The organism is Microbispora sp. NPDC004025 (assembly GCF_053604425.1).
Window position 1 is genome coordinate 77,519 of sequence record NZ_JBSGHN010000008.1, and the last position, 15,730, is coordinate 93,248.

General features: G+C 70.2%; 13 protein-coding genes and 1 pseudogene. 8 read left to right on the forward strand and 6 right to left on the reverse strand.

Annotated features, from left to right (window positions below; genetic code table 11):
- Positions 1 to 24 precede the first annotated feature (24 nt).
- From ACWEQG_RS21080 to ACWEQG_RS21100, 5 genes are all read right to left on the reverse strand, one after another.
- Complete coding sequence (locus ACWEQG_RS21080) at positions 25 to 2,832, reverse strand: PQQ-dependent sugar dehydrogenase (RefSeq protein ID WP_452286921.1); 2,808 nt, start codon at positions 2,830 to 2,832, stop codon at positions 25 to 27.
- Between the two features lie 1,798 nt (positions 2,833 to 4,630).
- The gene (locus tag ACWEQG_RS21085) at positions 4,631 to 4,924 is read right to left on the reverse strand and encodes a DUF1330 domain-containing protein (protein WP_452286923.1); all 294 of its coding nucleotides are present in this window, start codon (positions 4,922 to 4,924) and stop codon (positions 4,631 to 4,633) included.
- Between the two features lie 33 nt (positions 4,925 to 4,957).
- Positions 4,958 to 6,391, reverse strand: a complete 1,434-nt coding sequence (locus ACWEQG_RS21090) for an MFS transporter (protein ID WP_452286925.1) — start codon at positions 6,389 to 6,391, stop codon at positions 4,958 to 4,960.
- Entirely contained in the window at positions 6,388 to 6,846 is a 459-nt protein-coding gene (locus ACWEQG_RS21095; protein WP_452286927.1) for a MarR family winged helix-turn-helix transcriptional regulator, read from the reverse strand. Before ACWEQG_RS21095 ends, ACWEQG_RS21090 begins: the two co-directional genes overlap by 4 nt.
- Positions 6,847 to 7,068: 222 nt before the next feature.
- Positions 7,069 to 9,249: a peptidase domain-containing ABC transporter gene (locus ACWEQG_RS21100; RefSeq protein WP_452286929.1), complete on the reverse strand. Its 2,181-nt coding sequence runs from the start codon at positions 9,247 to 9,249 to the stop codon at positions 7,069 to 7,071.
- 232 nt (positions 9,250 to 9,481) lie between these two features.
- On the opposite strand from ACWEQG_RS21100, the gene ACWEQG_RS21105 reads away from it, so the two are divergent.
- The 6 genes from ACWEQG_RS21105 to ACWEQG_RS21130 all read left to right on the forward strand — a co-directional run bounded on the left by ACWEQG_RS21105 (position 9,482) and on the right by ACWEQG_RS21130 (position 14,468).
- Positions 9,482 to 9,637 (forward strand): hypothetical protein, encoded by a 156-nt coding sequence (locus ACWEQG_RS21105; RefSeq protein ID WP_452286931.1) that lies wholly within the window; start codon positions 9,482 to 9,484, stop codon positions 9,635 to 9,637.
- 18 nt (positions 9,638 to 9,655) lie between these two features.
- Complete coding sequence (locus ACWEQG_RS21110) at positions 9,656 to 9,808, forward strand: hypothetical protein (RefSeq protein WP_363460747.1); 153 nt, start codon at positions 9,656 to 9,658, stop codon at positions 9,806 to 9,808.
- A gap of 65 nt (positions 9,809 to 9,873) precedes the next feature.
- Entirely contained in the window at positions 9,874 to 10,860 is a 987-nt protein-coding gene (locus tag ACWEQG_RS21115; protein WP_452286933.1) for an MvdC/MvdD family ATP grasp protein, read from the forward strand.
- A gap of 1 nt (position 10,861) precedes the next feature.
- Positions 10,862 to 11,938 (forward strand): TIGR04500 family putative peptide maturation system protein, encoded by a 1,077-nt coding sequence (locus tag ACWEQG_RS21120; protein WP_452286935.1) that lies wholly within the window; start codon positions 10,862 to 10,864, stop codon positions 11,936 to 11,938.
- A 507-nt stretch (positions 11,939 to 12,445) separates the two neighbouring features.
- Positions 12,446 to 12,790: a hypothetical protein gene (locus ACWEQG_RS21125; RefSeq protein ID WP_452286937.1), complete on the forward strand. Its 345-nt coding sequence runs from the start codon at positions 12,446 to 12,448 to the stop codon at positions 12,788 to 12,790.
- A gap of 427 nt (positions 12,791 to 13,217) precedes the next feature.
- Positions 13,218 to 14,468 (forward strand): GDSL-type esterase/lipase family protein, encoded by a 1,251-nt coding sequence (locus ACWEQG_RS21130; protein WP_452286939.1) that lies wholly within the window; start codon positions 13,218 to 13,220, stop codon positions 14,466 to 14,468.
- 24 nt (positions 14,469 to 14,492) lie between these two features.
- Here the strand turns inward: ACWEQG_RS21130 and ACWEQG_RS21135 are convergent, their stop codons facing one another.
- The gene (locus tag ACWEQG_RS21135) at positions 14,493 to 14,831 is read right to left on the reverse strand and encodes a hypothetical protein (protein WP_452286941.1); all 339 of its coding nucleotides are present in this window, start codon (positions 14,829 to 14,831) and stop codon (positions 14,493 to 14,495) included.
- A gap of 14 nt (positions 14,832 to 14,845) precedes the next feature.
- Here ACWEQG_RS21135 and ACWEQG_RS21140 point away from each other — a divergent pair.
- Both ACWEQG_RS21140 and ACWEQG_RS21145 read left to right on the forward strand, forming a co-directional pair.
- A pseudogene (locus tag ACWEQG_RS21140) lies at positions 14,846 to 15,081 on the forward strand (hypothetical protein); the annotation flags it as partial.
- A 209-nt stretch (positions 15,082 to 15,290) separates the two neighbouring features.
- Positions 15,291 to 15,620: an IS110 family transposase gene (locus ACWEQG_RS21145; RefSeq protein WP_452286943.1), complete on the forward strand. Its 330-nt coding sequence runs from the start codon at positions 15,291 to 15,293 to the stop codon at positions 15,618 to 15,620.
- Positions 15,621 to 15,730: the final 110 nt, after the last annotated feature.

Consider the following 15,730-nt stretch of genomic DNA (forward strand, 5'->3'; position numbering starts at 1 on the left):
GCACGGGCGCCCCCGTCATCGGTGTCAGGGAAGGGTCCACTTCTGGTTCGCCGCGCCGGCGACGCACGTCCGCAGCTCCACGACGGTGCTGTCCGCGGAGCCGGTTCCGGCCACGGACAGGCACTTGCCGGACTGCGGGTTGCGCAGCGTGCCGTCGGACTGGGACGCCCAGTTCTGCGCGGCCGTGCCGTTGCAGGTGTAGATCTGGATCTTCGCGCCGTCGGCGGTGCTGCCGCCGGAGATGTCCAGGCACTTGCCGAGGGCCCGCAGGGTCTGGCCCGACCGGGTCCAGGTCTGCGCGGCCGTCTGGTTGCAGGTGTAGATCTGGACCTGTGTGCCGTCGGCGCTGGAGGCGCCGCGCACGTCCAGGCACTTGCCCGCCAGGCCGGTGATGGGCCCGGTGCCCGTACCGCCGCCGGTGCCGGTCGCGAAGGTGAAGCTGTCCAGGTCGAACAGCGCGGCCGTCCCCGAGCCGGCGAAGGTGACGTAGAGCGAGGTGGTGGTGGCGGGCGCGCCGCTGATCGTGCCGGTGACGTTGGTGAACGTCTCCCAGCTACCGGTAGGCGCCACCGCCGCCGAGCCGATGATCGTGCCGGTCGGCGAGCCGGTGCGGAACTGCAGCGTGCCGCCCGCGCCGCCCGAGGAGACCCGCGCGGTGAACGAGGTGGCGTTGTTCAGCTTGTACGGGTCGAACTGGATCCAGTCGCCGTTGTTGATGTCACCGACGGTCTTGCCGCCCTCGGCCGCGGTCTTGCTGTAGGTGGCGACGCCGGAGGAGGTCTTGAAGTGCTCGGCCTGCCGTTTGCGCGGCTGCAGGATGTTCTGCGCGTGGACGGTCAGGCCGCCGTTGTCGGTGTAGGAGGCGTCGAAGATCGGGAAGATGTTCGCCGCGTCGTCGTGCTCGCCGTCGACCGGGATCGTGATCGTGCCCGAGCAGCCGGTCTGCGAGGTGATCTGGTGCGCGTGCTGGTCGTGGCCGAGCACGTACGCCATCGTGACGCGCGAGCAGTTGATCGTGCCGTCCTCGGGGTCGGTGACGGTGACGCTCCACGGCACGCTGTCGCCGAACGAGACGAGCTGCCCGGCCGCCGGGGTGTTGACAGTGACCGTGGGCGCCGTGTTGCCGACGCTGATGACGACGCTCGCGGTGCCGGTCGCGCCCTGCGGGTCGCGGACGGTCAGCGTCGCGGTGTAGGTGCCGTTGGTGGAGTAGGTCTTGGTCGGGTTGGCCGCGGTGGAGGTGGTCCCGTCGCCGAACGCCCACGAGTAGGTCAGCGCACCGCCTTCGGGGTCGCTGCTGCCCGCCGAGGAGAACGTCACCGTGAGCGGCGCCGCGCCCGAGGTCTTGTTGGCGCTCGCGACGGCGGTGGGGGCACGGTTGCCGCCGCCCACGTAGTCGTAGCGGTAGAGGGCCGAGTTGGCGTCGCCGTTGAAGTAACCGGTGCCGTAGTCGAGTACGTACAGCGCGCCGTCCGGGCCGAAGGCCATGTCCATGACCTGTTTGCCGTTCCACGGGAAGTTCTCGATGGCACCCGGGGAGCCGTCCGTGTTGAGGTGGATCGGCTTGACCCAGCCGCGGCCGAACTCACCGGCGAAGAACTGCCCGTCGAACCCCGCCGGGAACTTCGTGGCCGAGGGGTTGGAGGCGTTGTACCGGTACACCGGGCCGCCCATCGGCGACTCGCTGCCGCCGCCGAACTCCGGCGGGGACCCGGCGTCGCCGGCGTAGCGGATCCAGGCCGGGCGCGCCGCGGGCAGGGTCTGCTGGCCGGTGTTGCGGAACGAGTTGTTCGTCGGGCCGCCGGCGCAGTTGAACTTGGGGCCGGTGCTGTTGGTGGCGAAGTTCCACTCGTTGTAGGTCTCGCTGGTGGTGTTGGCGCCGGTGCAGTACGGCCAGCCGTAGTTGCCTGGGCCGGTGACGCGGTTGAACTCCACCTGGCCGGACGGGCCGCGGTTCGGATCGGTGGTGCCCGCGTCGGGGCCGTAGTCGCCGACGTAGACGTAACCGGTGGCCTTGTCGACGCCTATCCGGAACGGGTTGCGGAAGCCCATCGCGTAGATCTCGGGCCGGGTGTTGGCGGTGCCGGGCGGGAACAGGTTGCCGGCCGGGATCGAGTACGTCCCGTCGGCGTTCACCTTGATGCGCAGGATCTTGCCGCGCAGGTCGTTGGTGTTGCCGGCGCTGCGCTGCGCGTCGTAGGCGGGGTTGCGGTCGGTGCGCTCGTCGAGCGGGGCGTACCCCGCCGAGTCGAACGGGTTGGTGTCGTCGCCGGTCGACAGGTAGAGGTTGCCGGCCGCGTCGAAGTCCATGTCGCCGCCGACGTGGCAGCACATGCCGCGGTTGGCGGGCACGTCCAGGACGGTGACCTGGCTGGCCATGTTGACGGTGAAGTCGGCGTTGAGGGTGAAGCGCGCCAGCCGGTTGACGCCGGTCCAAGTGGTCCAGGTGCTCGCCGTACCCGTCGCCGGCGCGTCACCCGCGGGGGTGCTCAAGGGCGGCGCGTAGTAGAGGTAGATGAACCTGTTGGCGGAGAAGTTCGGGTCGACCGCTACGCCTTGCAGGCCCTCTTCGTCGTGGGTGTAAACGGGGATGTTCGCGATGACCGAGGTGGTGCCGGCGGCGTCGGTGCGCCGCAGCGTGCCGTTGCGGGCGGTGTGCAGGACCGAGCGGTCCGGCAGCACCGCGATCGTCATCGGCTCGCCCGTCTCGGCCACGCCCTTGGCGAGGGTGACCTGCTGGAAGTCGGTGGCGTTGATGGGGTGCGCCTGAGCGGGAGCAGCCGTCGTGACGGTCGAGACGACGGTGGTGAAACTCGTTGCCACGAGCAACATGGCTGCGGCCATCAGCCGCCATCGATGTGCTGGGGGGTGTGGCTTCATTCTGTCCCTTCCTGACTGAACGTGCCAGGTGGGGCGCGCGCCGTCGCGCCGGAGCCATAGACGGGGTGTCGCGATTGAAATCTCCGCTGTCATCTCCGCGTCCACGCCGATTGGACACATCGACGAAACACATCCGTCTCGTGATGGACACAGTAGGAGCTTTCGATAGACCTGTCTATGCTTTTGACACCACTAGGATAACTTCTGCTCAGTTCATCAGAAGCTGCGAACAATTCCCCACAGAAGGCGGTTGGGCTGTGCGGGCGGGCACAGCCAAGTGCCAGCCCGCGAGTTAGGCGGTGACACACCGAGGACGCGAGGCGGCCGTAGCGAGTCGGCACGGCGCCAATGAGGACCTGGACACCAAGTTCCCCGTACGACCACGAGGCTGCGCGGCGATGAGGCACATGCGACCGTGCCGTGAACGTAGCCGCTGCTGAAGGACGGGCGCGGTCGCGGCAGATATGCGGTTGTCGCCGATTACCGGCCGTTGCTACGGCTGTGGCCGGCAATCACGGGTGATGATGGGTGAGCCCGCCGGGGAGATGCCCCGCTCATCGGTTCAGCGGAGGCGGTACCCGATGGGCGCTGGTGCCGTCAGCGCCTACCGGCCTCGGCCAATGATGAGCGGGGCGGGGTCGGCAGGGTGGTCGGCGTCCGCCCTGTCGTCCCCGATTTCCCTCGTCCGGTCGCGCGGCTCGACCCGGATGTGTCCGATGTCGCCGGCGCATTCGTCCGAACCGCAGTACAGCTTGCTTCCAAGGAGGGTGCCGCAGCCGACACCACTGCGAGCTGCGGTCCCGAATCGCTCCACCTCCTCCCAGTTTGTCAACAATGGGAATGACTTTTGATGCAATCTTAAAAATTTCTCGGAGGTTGTCTAGAGGTTTCGATGACTACCGCTCAACTTTTGTTACTTCGAGGCCAAACTTTGGATATTAAGGACGAATAGGATGGATTATGCAGTGACTAGCGGTAGCAGGTCGATTATGACACAAACCAACAAAAAACCCCCATCAGTGGTAGGTGCCGACGTCCTGCGCCAACACCATCAATGGACGCGAATCAGCACGCAGGCGCGATAGACCGCCACCTGGCATCGCTCCGCTTGCTCCGGCCGCCCCCACGACGCTCCTGGCGAATTTCCGTATCAGCGGCGAGGCGGGATCACTCGCAGGTCGGCCTCGATGTGCGCCGCCGCGGCCAGCAATTGCGGCCGCAGACCCCCGTCGCATCGCCTCGACCGTGTAACGGGCGGCATGCACAGGATTGTTGATGGCCGCGACGACGGAAACCGGTCCGGGCGCGGATGGGTGCCGCCCCAGAAACCCAGCCCTTCCGCCGCGGTAGCTCAGGCGAGCGCGACCCGATCGATCGACGATCACCCAAGCAAGCGATCTATCCCTGAGCGCTCGCCTTTACAGCGTAGATTCCATTCGCACTTGAACACGGCCCGGCACCCGGCTACGCAACCCCTCGAATGCGGTGACACGCTGGACAGCCACCGGGCGGCACGGTCCGGGGGCGACCACACTTGCAAGTTCGAGCCTGCTGCCAGGAATCCGGAAGAAGACAACGTTCCCCCGGCGCGCGCTGGAAAATCTCGTCGTCCTCGCCAGTAGGGAGGGCGTCGATGCAGTGCTCTTCGCCGGAGACGTCTACGACGGAGACTGGCCCGACTACCAGACAGGGCTGACCTTCGCCCGCCAGATGTCACTGAGCCTTCAGTGGAGATCCGGCTGGACCTCGGTCAGTCGATGCCTTCGACGATGCGGAAGTCGCGCTCGACGCCGTCGGAGAGGGCGACCAGCGCCTCCTGGTAGGCCGCACTCTCGTACGCCGCGACGGCCTGCTCGAAGCTGTCGAACTCGACCAGGACGGTGCGCTCGGCTAGTCCGGCGTCATGCGCCACGACCCGACCGCCACGGACGAGGGTCCGGCCGCCCCCGGCCTTGACGGCCGGACCGGCCAGCTTGTTGTAAGCAGCCAGCTTCTCAGGGTCTGAAATGGTGCGGTAGGCGCTGACCCAGTAGCCCTTGGGCATGGAACCTCCAGTGTCGGGATGGGTGGATCTTACTTACGGGTTGATCTCGGACGAGCGTCGGCGGGCGAGAGCGAGGCTTGTCAGCGTCGTGATCGCCATGGCGCCGATGCCGACCAGCGCCGCGGTGGTGTAGGCGCTGTCGTCGGGGAAGAGGCGGCCGGGGCCGGTGCCCGCGGCGAGGATCAGGCCGCCGATGGCGCTGCCCAGGGAGTACCCGACGCTGCGGACGACGTAGTTGAAGCTCATGGCGCTCGACGTCTCGCTCTTGGGGGTGACGGCCAGGATGACGCCGGGCATCGCGGCCGAGAAGCCGCCGACGCCGAAGCCGAGCACGCCCATCGCCGCGAACAGTTCGGCCAGGTCCGACCGGGCCGCCGCGAACAGCGCGAACCCGCCGCCGACCACGACGGCGCTGCCGGCCAGGAGCAGGGGGTCGGCGATCCGCGTCCGGACCCGCGACGTGAGCTTGCCGGCGACGAACCCCAGCACCGAGAACGGGATGAGGACCAGCCCGGCGACGAAGGTCGTCAGCCCGAAGCCGTAGCCGACGCCGTGCGGCGTCTGCGCGTACCGGGTGATGAGCGTGAGCAGGAGGTACATGCCGATCCCGCCGACGAACATGGCGAGGTTCGCCCCGGCGACCGCCGGGTGCCGCACCGCCCGCACATCGACCAGGGGCGTCGTGCTGCGCAGCTCGATGACGGCCCAGACGCAGAGCAGCACCACAGCGACGACGGCGAGGCCCGCCGCCACGGCGAGGTGCCGGCTCCACAGATTCCGTTCGCCGGCGAGGAACAGCACCAGGAGCAGCGCAGCGGCCAGGACGACCGCGCCTGCCACGTCCACATGGGCGGAGCGGCCTTCGGGGGCTTCGGGCATGGAGCGCCACGCGGTCAGGAGGGCGGCGGCGGTGACGACCAGGCCGAGGCCGTAGGCGGCCCGTACCCCGCCGAGCTCGGCGAGCAGTGCGGCCAGCGGGTAGCCGACGCCGGCCCCGATGATCGACACCACCGAGACCAGGGCGATCACGGCCGCGCTGCGCTCCTCGGGGAGGTGGTCCCGGGCCACGCCCATCATCAGCGCCGTCAGCCCGAGCCCGACGCCCTGGGCCGCCCTGCCGGCCAGCAGCCACGCGAACGGCAGCGGCAGCACGGTGAGCGCGCTGCCGGCGACGACGACCGCCAGCGTGGCGAGGATCGTGGCCCGCCGGTGCGGGCCGGCTCCGAGCCGGCCCAGGACCGGCGTGGCGACGGCGCCGCTGAGCAGCGCGACGGTCAGCGTCCACTGCGCGCTGCCGAGCGAGACGTGGAACGAGGTCGCCACGGCGGTGATGAGCGGCGTCCCGAGGCTGGCGACCGCCGCCACGACCAGAGCGATGAACATCAGGGCGGGGACCAGCAGCCGCACCTCGGAACGCGCCCCCGGGAACGCCTTCGCCGCGACCCCGCCGACCGGCTGCCCGGTCACCGCTTCGGCCCTTCGCGGTCCTGGCTTTCGAGCTCTGCCAGATGATTCAGCGCCGGAAGGGCCGCCACCAGCGCCTCGACCTCGTCGCCGGTGAGCTCGCCGATCAACCGCTCGAACGCGTGGACGCCCGCCTGGCGCCGCGTCCGGACATAGGAGGCGCCGGCCTCGGTCAGGCACACCAGCGTGACCCGCTTGTCGGACGCGTCGCTCCGCCGCTCGACCAGGCCGGACTCCTCCATCACCCGGACCAGGGCGGTCATCGCGGGCTGGGTGACGCCCTCGACCGCGGCCAGATCGGTGATGCGCCGCGGGCCGGTCCGGTCCAGGGTGGCCAGGGTGGCGGCGGACGTCAGGCTCATGTCCCGGGGCAGGCGTCTCACGGCCCTGGTGGCCAGGCCGTAGAGGGCTGCCCCGATGGCGGCGGACGCGCCAGGCGAGGCGTCTTGACCACTCATGCTCGAAGCATAACACTTTTATATTCATAGTTTATGTAAATGCCGGCCAGCCGGTCCGGCTTCGCCCGCAGCGGCTCCAGCGTCACTCCGCCTCGACATCCTTCGTACCGGTGCGGGGGTGAGGCAGCGCGGAGCCCACCCTTCTGTCGCTTACTGCGAGCCATCGTGCGGGACACGTTGATCAAGACAGTGGTGCAGCTCCGGTTTTCGTTCCGATGTTCCTCAACCCCGGGAGGCCAAGCCGTCCGGGGCGCCCGCGGCGGCGTCGGAGCCGGCCAGACGCGCGTACGGTCCCCCCTCGCGCAGCAGACCGGCGTGGGTGCCGGCCTCCACGACCCGGCCGCCGTCCATGACGAGGATGAGGTCGGCGTCCCGCACGGTGCTCAGCCGGTGCGCGATCACAATGCGGGTCATGTCCAGCCGGGCGAGGTTGGCCTCGATCGCCGCCTCCGTCGTCGTGTCCAGGTGGCTGGTGGCCTCATCCAGGAGCAGCACCTTCGGCCGGGACAGCAGGGCCCTCGCGAGGGCGACGCGCTGCCGCTGCCCCCCGGACAGGCCGCCTCCCTCGGCGAGCATCGTCCCGTAGCCCATCGGCATGGCCATGACGTCGTCGTGGACGCATGCCAGCCGGGCCGCCTCGGCGATGTCCTCCGCCGACGCGTCGGGCGCGTTGAGCGCGATGTTCTCGGCGATCGTGCCGGTGAACAGCACGGGATCCTGCGGCACCACCGCGAACTGGCGGCGTAGCATGCCGGGGTCGAACCGGGAGGCGGGGAGGCCGTCGTAGCGGATCTCCCCCTCGGCCGGGGTGAAGAGCCCGAGCAGCAGCCGGGCGAGGGTCGTCTTGCCCGAGCCGGACCGGCCCACCAGGGCGATCTTCTGGCCGGCCGCCACCTCCAGGCTGACGTCCCGCACCACCCACGGCGCCCCGGCCGCGTAGCGGAAGCCCACGCCTTCGGCGCTGACGCGGCCGCTCAGCCGGGCGGTCACCGGGTTCGCGGGGACGGGCTCCGCCTCGGCCCCCCAGACGTCGGCCAGCCGTTCGACGTACGGACGCGCGGACTGGAGCCCCTGGAGACCGCCGACGAGCGAGGACAGCAGGGACAGCGCGACGGCCGCCAGCGCCTGCAGCGCGAGCATCTCTCCCAGGGACATCTCCCCGGCCACGACCTGTCGGGCCCCGACCCACACCAGGACCAGCGGGGCCGTGAACCTGAGCGCGTCCAGCACCGCCTGTTGCAGGCCCTGGGCCCGGCCGCTGCGCCTGGCCCGGTTCACGTACGTCCCGAGCAGTCTCGTCCACCGATGCCGGATGCGGGGTTCGGAGCCCGACGCCTTCACCGTCTCGATGCCCCGCACCACCTCGACGAGCCGGCCCTGGACGTCGCTGCGCGTGTCCGCCTCGCGGCGCGCGAGGTCGGCCACGTGCCGCCGGGTCGCAAGCAGCAGGGTGATCTGGGCCGCCGCGAAGGCCAGGAGGCAGGCGCCGGTCAGCGGATTGCGCACGGCCACCGTCGCCAGGTATCCCAAGGCCAGCGGCCCGTCGAACACCGCGAGGAGGGCCTGGCCGATCACGATCTCCCTGATCAGCACGGTTCCCATGACCTTGTTGGACAGGTCCACCGAGCTCCGCCCGGCGAAGAACCGGAACGGCGCCGCGAGCAGCCGCGTCGCGGTGGTCGCCAGCAGGTCGGCGTCCGCACGGACGCGCAGGGTCGCGAGCGTCGCCGCCCGTAGGACTCCGACCGTCGCGTGCGCGGCGAAGACCGCGACCACACCCGCCCCGAGAGAGGCGATAAGGTCACGCTCGCCCGCGAGGACCACCCGGTCGACGATCAGTTCCGTCAGGATGGGAAGCGCGAGCCCGAACCCCTGCACCATGACGCTGAGCAGTGCCAGCAGGGCGACCAGGGACCGCCGGGCGGCGAAGGCGGTGCGGACGAGCTGGAGCCACGCGCGGCCCGGCCTGTCGCCGAACCGCCCACGCGCGAAACCCGGCCCCGGCTCGAAGACGAGCACCACCTCGGCGAAGGACTCGGCGAACTCCTCCTCGCTGATGCGGTGACGCCCCGCTCCCGGGTCCACGACCTCGACACGGCCGCGCCGCACGCCCTCCAGGACGACGAAGTGGCGCGACTCCCAATAGACCACGGCGGGGAGGGGGACGTGACGGATCCTGTCCGCCGGGAGGGAGAACGCCCGGGCGGTGAGGCCCCGCCGGCGCGCCGCCTGGATGATCGACAGGGCGTTCGCGCCGTCTCGCCCGACGCCCATCTCGTCGGCGAGCGCGCGGACCGTGGTGTGGTGCCCGTACGTCCCGAGGATCATGGCGAGGCAGGCCGCGCCGCATTCGGTCATGGAGTCCTGATACTTCAGCGGAACTCTCGTGCGAACGAACCTCATGGACCCCGGAGTGTTCCCCGGCCCACTGGGGAACCGCTTGCATCGCCTCGCGTGACTTCACGGTCCGCGCGCCGGCGCGGCCCATCGTGAAGATCCGGAAACCGGCCTCCACCTCGGGTTGCAGTGGCCCGCAAGCCATGCTCAGCCTGCCCGCAAGGCGATCACAAGATCTTCCGTCGAGCCTGGGCAGCACGGGAGCCGCCCGGCTCCCCGGGAAAAGGAGGTGGCCCGCATGGGCAAGGCACCGCGCACGGAACTGCGCGATATCTCGGAGATCGGCAGCGAGCTGGACGAGAGCCGGCTCCAGGGCATCAACGGCGGGATGTACTCGGACGGGGCGTTCAGCCTCACCGGCTGGGCCGGCACCCGCGACGACGTGTACTGCTAGGACAAGGGAGACATCGACATGACGGCGCGAACCGTACTCACCGACATCGACGCGATCGGCGCCGAGCTCGACGAGGAGTCCCTGCGGGGGATCAGCGGCGGCATGTGGCCCGAGTACAACACGGGCTCGTACGCCAACAACATGTGCTCCTGGGACGACATCGCCCTCTGAGCACCGGCGGTGGGAGCACCCCGGCGGTGCTCCCACCCTCCCCGACGACCACGAAAGGCCCCGCGATGCCCTCGCCGCACGTCCTCATCCTCACCGGTGCGGACGACCCCCACGCCGATCGGGTGGGCGCGATGCTCACCGGTCGCGGAGCGCGGGTCACCGTCTTCGACCCCGGCGACTTCCCCGTCACCTGGCGGGTGGACCTGACGTACGCGGCGGACGGCCTCCTGCGGCGCGTCCTGCGCGACGGGAAGCAGGAGATCGCCCTCGACACGGTCACCGCGGTGTGGTGGCGCCGCCCCACCCCGCCCACGCCGCACCCCGAAATAGCCGACCCGGCGGTCGCCGCGCATGCGGGCAAGGAGTGTCAGAGCCTGCTCGGGGACCTGTGGGAGCACCTGCCGTGCCCGCAACTGCCCGCGCGCGAGTCGGTCTGGCGCCGGTCCGGCCAGAAGGCGTCCCAGCTCGCCCTCGCGGCCGAGCTCGGCTTCGCCATACCGGAAACCCTGATCACCACGGACCCGGAGGCGTTCCTCGACTTCCACGAGCGGCACGAGGGCCGGATCATCACCAAGTCGTTCCACATCCCCTTCATCGAAGGGGTCGGAGACGGCCTCACGGTGACGCGGCTGAGCGATCCCGTGTCGCCACGCGACCTGGCGTACGCCGACGGGCTGCGGTTCTGCCCCATGATCGTGCAGGAGCAGGTGCCGAAGCGGCTGGAACTGCGCGTCACCATCGTGGGCCGCCGGATATTCGCCGCCGAGATCCACTCTCAGGTGTCCAACCGGTCCAGCGTCGACTGGCGGCGCTACGACACCCGGGTCACCCCGCACCGCCCGCACCGCCTGCCGGACGAGGTGGCCGCCCGCTGCCTCGCCCTCATGGAGCGCCTCGGCCTTGAGTACGGCGCGATCGACCTCATCCTTACCCCGGACGACCGCCACGTGTTCCTCGAGGTGAACCCCAACGCGCAGTGGTTGTGGGTGGAGTACCTCACCGGCCTTCCGATCAGCGAGGCCGTCTGCGACCACCTCCTCCAAGGAGCCTGACGTGCCGATCTTCTCCGACCACCTGCTGACCGACGTCCTGGCCTTCCTGCGGCGAATCGGCGACGTGGAGCCGGCCGAGGCGAGACGGCTGCTGGGCGGCCTGCGCGCCGAGCACCCGGGCGTGCCCATGCGCCTGGTGTGGCAGCGCGACCACCCCGGCGGGAGCCGCCACTACGACATGCTGATCTCCGCGCCGGACGGCACGGTATCGGTCGCCTTCGCGCCGGCCCGGGCTATCCCGTGGCCGCTGCGCGGCAGCCACAACGCGGACGAGCAGGTCGTGGTCCGCGTCGACGGCGTGGACGTCAAGATGGAGCAGGCCATGGCCGTGCTGGACGGGCTCTGGGGCGACTCCTCCCTGGCGGTCCGGCTGGTGAACGCCGCCCTGGTCGAGCAGGAGCTGGAGCGCGACCCGATCGAGCTGTCCGCAGAGGACCTCCAGAACGCCGTGGACGCCTTCCGCCGGGCCCGGGGGTTGCTCACGGTGGAGGCCACCCGGGAGTGGATGACGGAACGTGGGCTCGACCACGCCGCACTGGAGGAGCTCGTCCGCCAGGAGGCCGCCATCGCCGGACTGCGCCGGCGCGTGACCGGCGACGCGGCCGGGCTGTTCGCCGCCGCTCCGGGCGACTTCGACCGGCTGCGTGTGGTGCGAGCGCGGTACGCCCGCCCGGAGGACGCCGAGGCCGGCGTCGCCCGGCTCCGGGAGGCGGGCCGGTCCGCACCGACCGAGGATCTGCTGGCCGCGGCCGCCACCGAGGCGTTCGAGCACGGCGCGGACGTCCGCCTGGCGCTGACGTACCGCTGCGACCTCGGACCGGACGCCGCCGAGGCCGGGGCCGGGGACGTCCTCGACGGGGCCGGAGGGGAGCCGGTGGTCGCCTGCGTGCTCGCGGTCCGGCCGGCCGTGTTCGACGACGAGACCCGGCGGGCTGTCGAGAAGCGGATCTTCGATCGCTGGCTGACCGCCCGGCGCCGTGAGGCGAGCGTCGAGTGGATGTGGGGCACCGCGCGGCGGACCGACTCGGTCACCCTGGCGCTTCGCGCGTTCACGCCGGCCGCGTCCGAAGTCCCCTGAGCGAACGCCGGCGGACGGCATGGCACTACCTGCGGCGCCTGGCCCACGCCAGCCGACGGCGGCCCCCGGCGGTGATGTCACGCCCCCCTTCTCGCCCCCGGCGTGCTGGGGGGCTCGCACGATGGTGGAGTCCACCGCGACCAGCCAGTCGATGTCGCCGCGCGCGTCGGCGCCGGCTTGCAGGGCCCGCAGCATGCGGGTGAAGGCTAGATCACATTGAAGACAGGGCCTAGCGTGCCCTGCTGGCCTGGCTGATCGACGACACAGGCTTCCCGGAAGGACGGAATCGCCTTACCCCGGGGGCGCCCCGGCAGTACTCCAGCACCTTGGGCGGCAGTGCCTGGCGGACCGGGAGGGGACCGCCCGAAGGTGGGCCCGGGGTGCGGGCGCGGCGGCGTATGCCGGGGCCGTCCCGTCCCCCGTGGGCGAGGCAGGCGCTCGACAACCAACACTTACTGTGACCTAATGATTACGCACAGTGTTGTCGTTGTTTCGGGAAGAGGATCCATGCGTCTGCACTCTGCCGTGGCCGCCACCAGCGGCGCCCTCATGCTGGTTCTGGCGGTTCCCGGCTTCGCATCGGCCGCCACAGGCCAGTTCCGTTACTCCTACAAGACCGCCGACGGGTACGACGCCGTTGGCTTCATCAACGACCCCGAGAGCGGGAGATGTATCGACATCAAGGGGGCCGGCCCTGACGGCACGTCGGCCGCCTACGCGCCGAAGAACCTGACCGACTCAACGGCCACGGTCTTCCTCGAGGCCGGCTGTATGGGAGATGTCTTCTACAGCCTGCCCCCCGGCGCAGGCGCTTCAGAGCGCCTACTGCTGCGCTCCGTCGTCTTCTCCTGAGCGCGCGGATTCGGCCGCCCTGGCCATCACGACCCCTCGCGGAGCGGCTGGTGTGGCCGTCCGGGTCGCACCGACAGACTGGTCAGCCCTCGACCGACGCCGCGGTGGCGTCGTGCTCGCGGAGCATGCGCAGGACGGGTGCCGGCCCTTCTCCTTGCCCTTGGTGATCACAAGCTGGGCGGCACTGTCACGCAGGCTGAGGTTCTGCTCGCGCAGGTGAAAGGCCACGGGGAGCATGGCGCCGTCCGTGATGGCGGCGCCGCCGGTGGTCTTGCCGCGGCTGCGCGCGAACTCGTGGCCTCCCAGGGTGCGGTCGCGGATGTACTCGCGCTCCCCCGAACACCGAGGTCAGGCATACGGATGCGTTCTTCCACGCCCCGTAGGCCGGCTCAAAAGGCGTCTCCCGCGCACCGTGAAAGGAACAGCAGTGAGCGCTACCGTCCCGCACCATCCCCGCAGCGTTCCCGCCGTCCCCCGCCGCCCCCGCCACGTGCGCCGTGCCGGGCATGCCGGTCGGGTTCTGGCAATCCTGGCGCTGAGCGCCACGGCCCTGGCCGTTCCCGCACCCGCCCAGGCCCGGGCAGCCGAGCAGGTGGCGGTGTCCTTGGGGGACAGCTTCATCTCCGGCGAGGCAGGCCGGTGGTGGGGCAACAGTACGGTGTCCGCCGCTGCGGGCTGCACCCGCGGCGGAACCGACCGGGCCGCTTATCGCAAGCGTTTGATCTGTTACTACGACCCCCAGCGGGTGTATGACGGCACGGCCGTGCACGGAGAGGGCACAGGATGTCACCGCTCCGACGTGGCCGAGATCACCGGGCTGGGCCAGGCCGGGCTCACCCCGGTCAACCTGGCCTGTTCAGGGGCGGAGACGCGGCATGTCATCGACGAGGCGTTCAAGGAGAACACCGCCTCCCAAGCCGAACTGCTTGCGCAGGTTGCCGCCACCCAGCAGGTCAAGGTGGTCGTGCTGTCGATCGGCGGCAACGACCTGAACCTGTCCGGGATGCTGCGCCGCTGCGCCGCGATGTACATGGCGGGCGACAGGCGCTCCTGCGCCTCGACGGGCGAGGGCGATCGGTTTCTCGATGCGCTACCGGCGGTGGAGCAGCAGGTGACCCTGGCGGTTCAGGAGATCCGCCAGGTGATGAGCCAGGCGCCCGCCCGTTCCGCCGGATACCGGCTGATCCTGCAGTCCTATCCCTCTCCGGTGCCCTCCTCGGCCCGGGTGCGCTACGGCGAGGGCGGCGGCGGCAAGGCCACCACGCGTACGCTCGTGGGCGGCTGCCCGCTGTGGGACGCCGACTTCGACCTGATGCACGACACCCTGGCACCCGCGATCGACGCCATGCTGCGGCGGGTCGCCACCGCGACCGGTGCGGAGTTCCTGAGCATGCTGGGCGCCGTGGAGGGCCACGCGTTGTGCGAGCAGGGCACAAGCCAAGCCGGCCCGCTGGACGACGCCGCCAAACTGGGCGACACGATGGAATGGGTACGGTACGGCACCGCCGGCGCGAAGATCAGCCAGGGACACCAGCAGGAGGCCATGCACCCCAACGCGTTCGGCCAGCAGGCGCTCGGCCGCTGCCTGCTGGCCCTCTACCGCAATCCCGGCACCCAGCCCTGCAACGCGGGCACGCCCAAGGAGCCAGACCTGATCCGTTCCACAGCCCGCACATAGTCCTCGACGGCACCGTCATCGAACTCACCCGGCGGCCAGCGCTGCACGCGCGGCGCTCCATCCGCCGACGAGCCACACCAGTATCGATCCCGGAGAAGTCCGCGTGAGGCCCACCCGCCCACGCCGCAGGATGCCCGGCGGGGCGCGGGTGCCGGCCGGTCCGGGTGTTCGGCTGGGAACCTTGCCGAAAAACGGCCTGCCGTCGGCGGCGAAGGCGATGAAGATCCGGCCGCCTTGCTGGATGAAGGCATGGCTGACGCCGTCGATCGTGCCGGTGATCCAGCCTTGCTTCTGGTAGAAGTCGTACTTCTTGCCACCGGCCGTGAAGTTGATCGCGCCCGTGCCGTCCCAGGGGACCCACATGGAGCGCTCTTGGCCGCAAGCTCCGGCTGAAAGCTGCCCTGCTCGACGCTCCAGGGACGGGCACACCAACAAGATCCACCTTGCCGCGGACCGCAAGTGCCGCCCGCTGGCGTTCGTCGTGACCGCGGGACAGTCCGCCGGCAGCCCGCAGTTCATCCCCGTGCTCAAGAAAGTACGCGTCCGGGTGCACGTCGGCCGTCGCGGCACCCGGCCCGGCGCGGTCGCCGCCGACAAAGCTTACTCCCTAAGATCGATTTGCCTGGAGTGAGTCGCTCTGGATGCCCCGGGCGACGGGGTGTGGTGAAGGCTTACTGCTGCGGTTGTGGCTCGGGAGGAGTGGCCGCCTCGTCGCCCTGGACGCCCTGGCCGCTGAATGAGATCTACTGCGGATCGTCGCTGTTTAGGCATTCGACAGCGGGGTCGTCCATGGGCTCGACCAGGAACAAGAGGACGAGCCGAGTGTCGGCGCCGGATGTGTGGATCGGTATCGACGCGGGCAAGGCCAGCCATCACGCGGTGGCAATCGACGCCGATGGCAAGAAATTGTGGGCGGCCAAGGTCGGCAACGGCCAGCAGCAGATCGAAGAGCTGATCAACCGGGCCGCCACGACCGCGGCGAAGACCGGCGGGCAGGTTGACGCCGGAGTAGAACAGCAGCCGGCCGATGGCGCGGGCGAGGGCGGCGTTCGACGGCGCGCTGGTGGCGCTTCTGCTGGCGGGCGTCTAGGCGCGGGGCGCGAGCTTGGGGCGCTATCGCGGCGGACGACGGCGGGGTCGAGTCCGAGCTAGGCGAAGAAGTGGTGCAACTCGGCGAGATGGGCGTTGACGGTACTCGACGCGCGGTGCAGCACGGTCTTCATATGGGTCTTGTGGTCGCGGTGGGGCGTCACGTTTCAATT

Bases quoted from the DNA above. Each gene is read 5' to 3' on its own strand.
- ACWEQG_RS21080 (WP_452286921.1), bottom strand. From the start codon at position 2,832: ATGTTGCTCGTGGCAACGAGTTTCACCACCGTCGTCTCGACCGTCACG.
- ACWEQG_RS21085 (WP_452286923.1), bottom strand. From the start codon at position 4,924: ATGCCCAAGGGCTACTGGGTCAGCGCCTACCGCACCATTTCAGACCCT.
- ACWEQG_RS21095 (WP_452286927.1), bottom strand. From the start codon at position 6,846: ATGAGTGGTCAAGACGCCTCGCCTGGCGCGTCCGCCGCCATCGGGGCA.
- ACWEQG_RS21100 (WP_452286929.1), bottom strand. From the start codon at position 9,249: ATGAGGTTCGTTCGCACGAGAGTTCCGCTGAAGTATCAGGACTCCATG.
- ACWEQG_RS21105 (WP_452286931.1), top strand. From the start codon at position 9,482: ATGGGCAAGGCACCGCGCACGGAACTGCGCGATATCTCGGAGATCGGC.
- ACWEQG_RS21110 (WP_363460747.1), top strand. From the start codon at position 9,656: ATGACGGCGCGAACCGTACTCACCGACATCGACGCGATCGGCGCCGAG.
- ACWEQG_RS21115 (WP_452286933.1), top strand. From the start codon at position 9,874: ATGCCCTCGCCGCACGTCCTCATCCTCACCGGTGCGGACGACCCCCAC.
- ACWEQG_RS21125 (WP_452286937.1), top strand. From the start codon at position 12,446: ATGCGTCTGCACTCTGCCGTGGCCGCCACCAGCGGCGCCCTCATGCTG.
- ACWEQG_RS21135 (WP_452286941.1), bottom strand. From the start codon at position 14,831: ATGTGGGTCCCCTGGGACGGCACGGGCGCGATCAACTTCACGGCCGGT.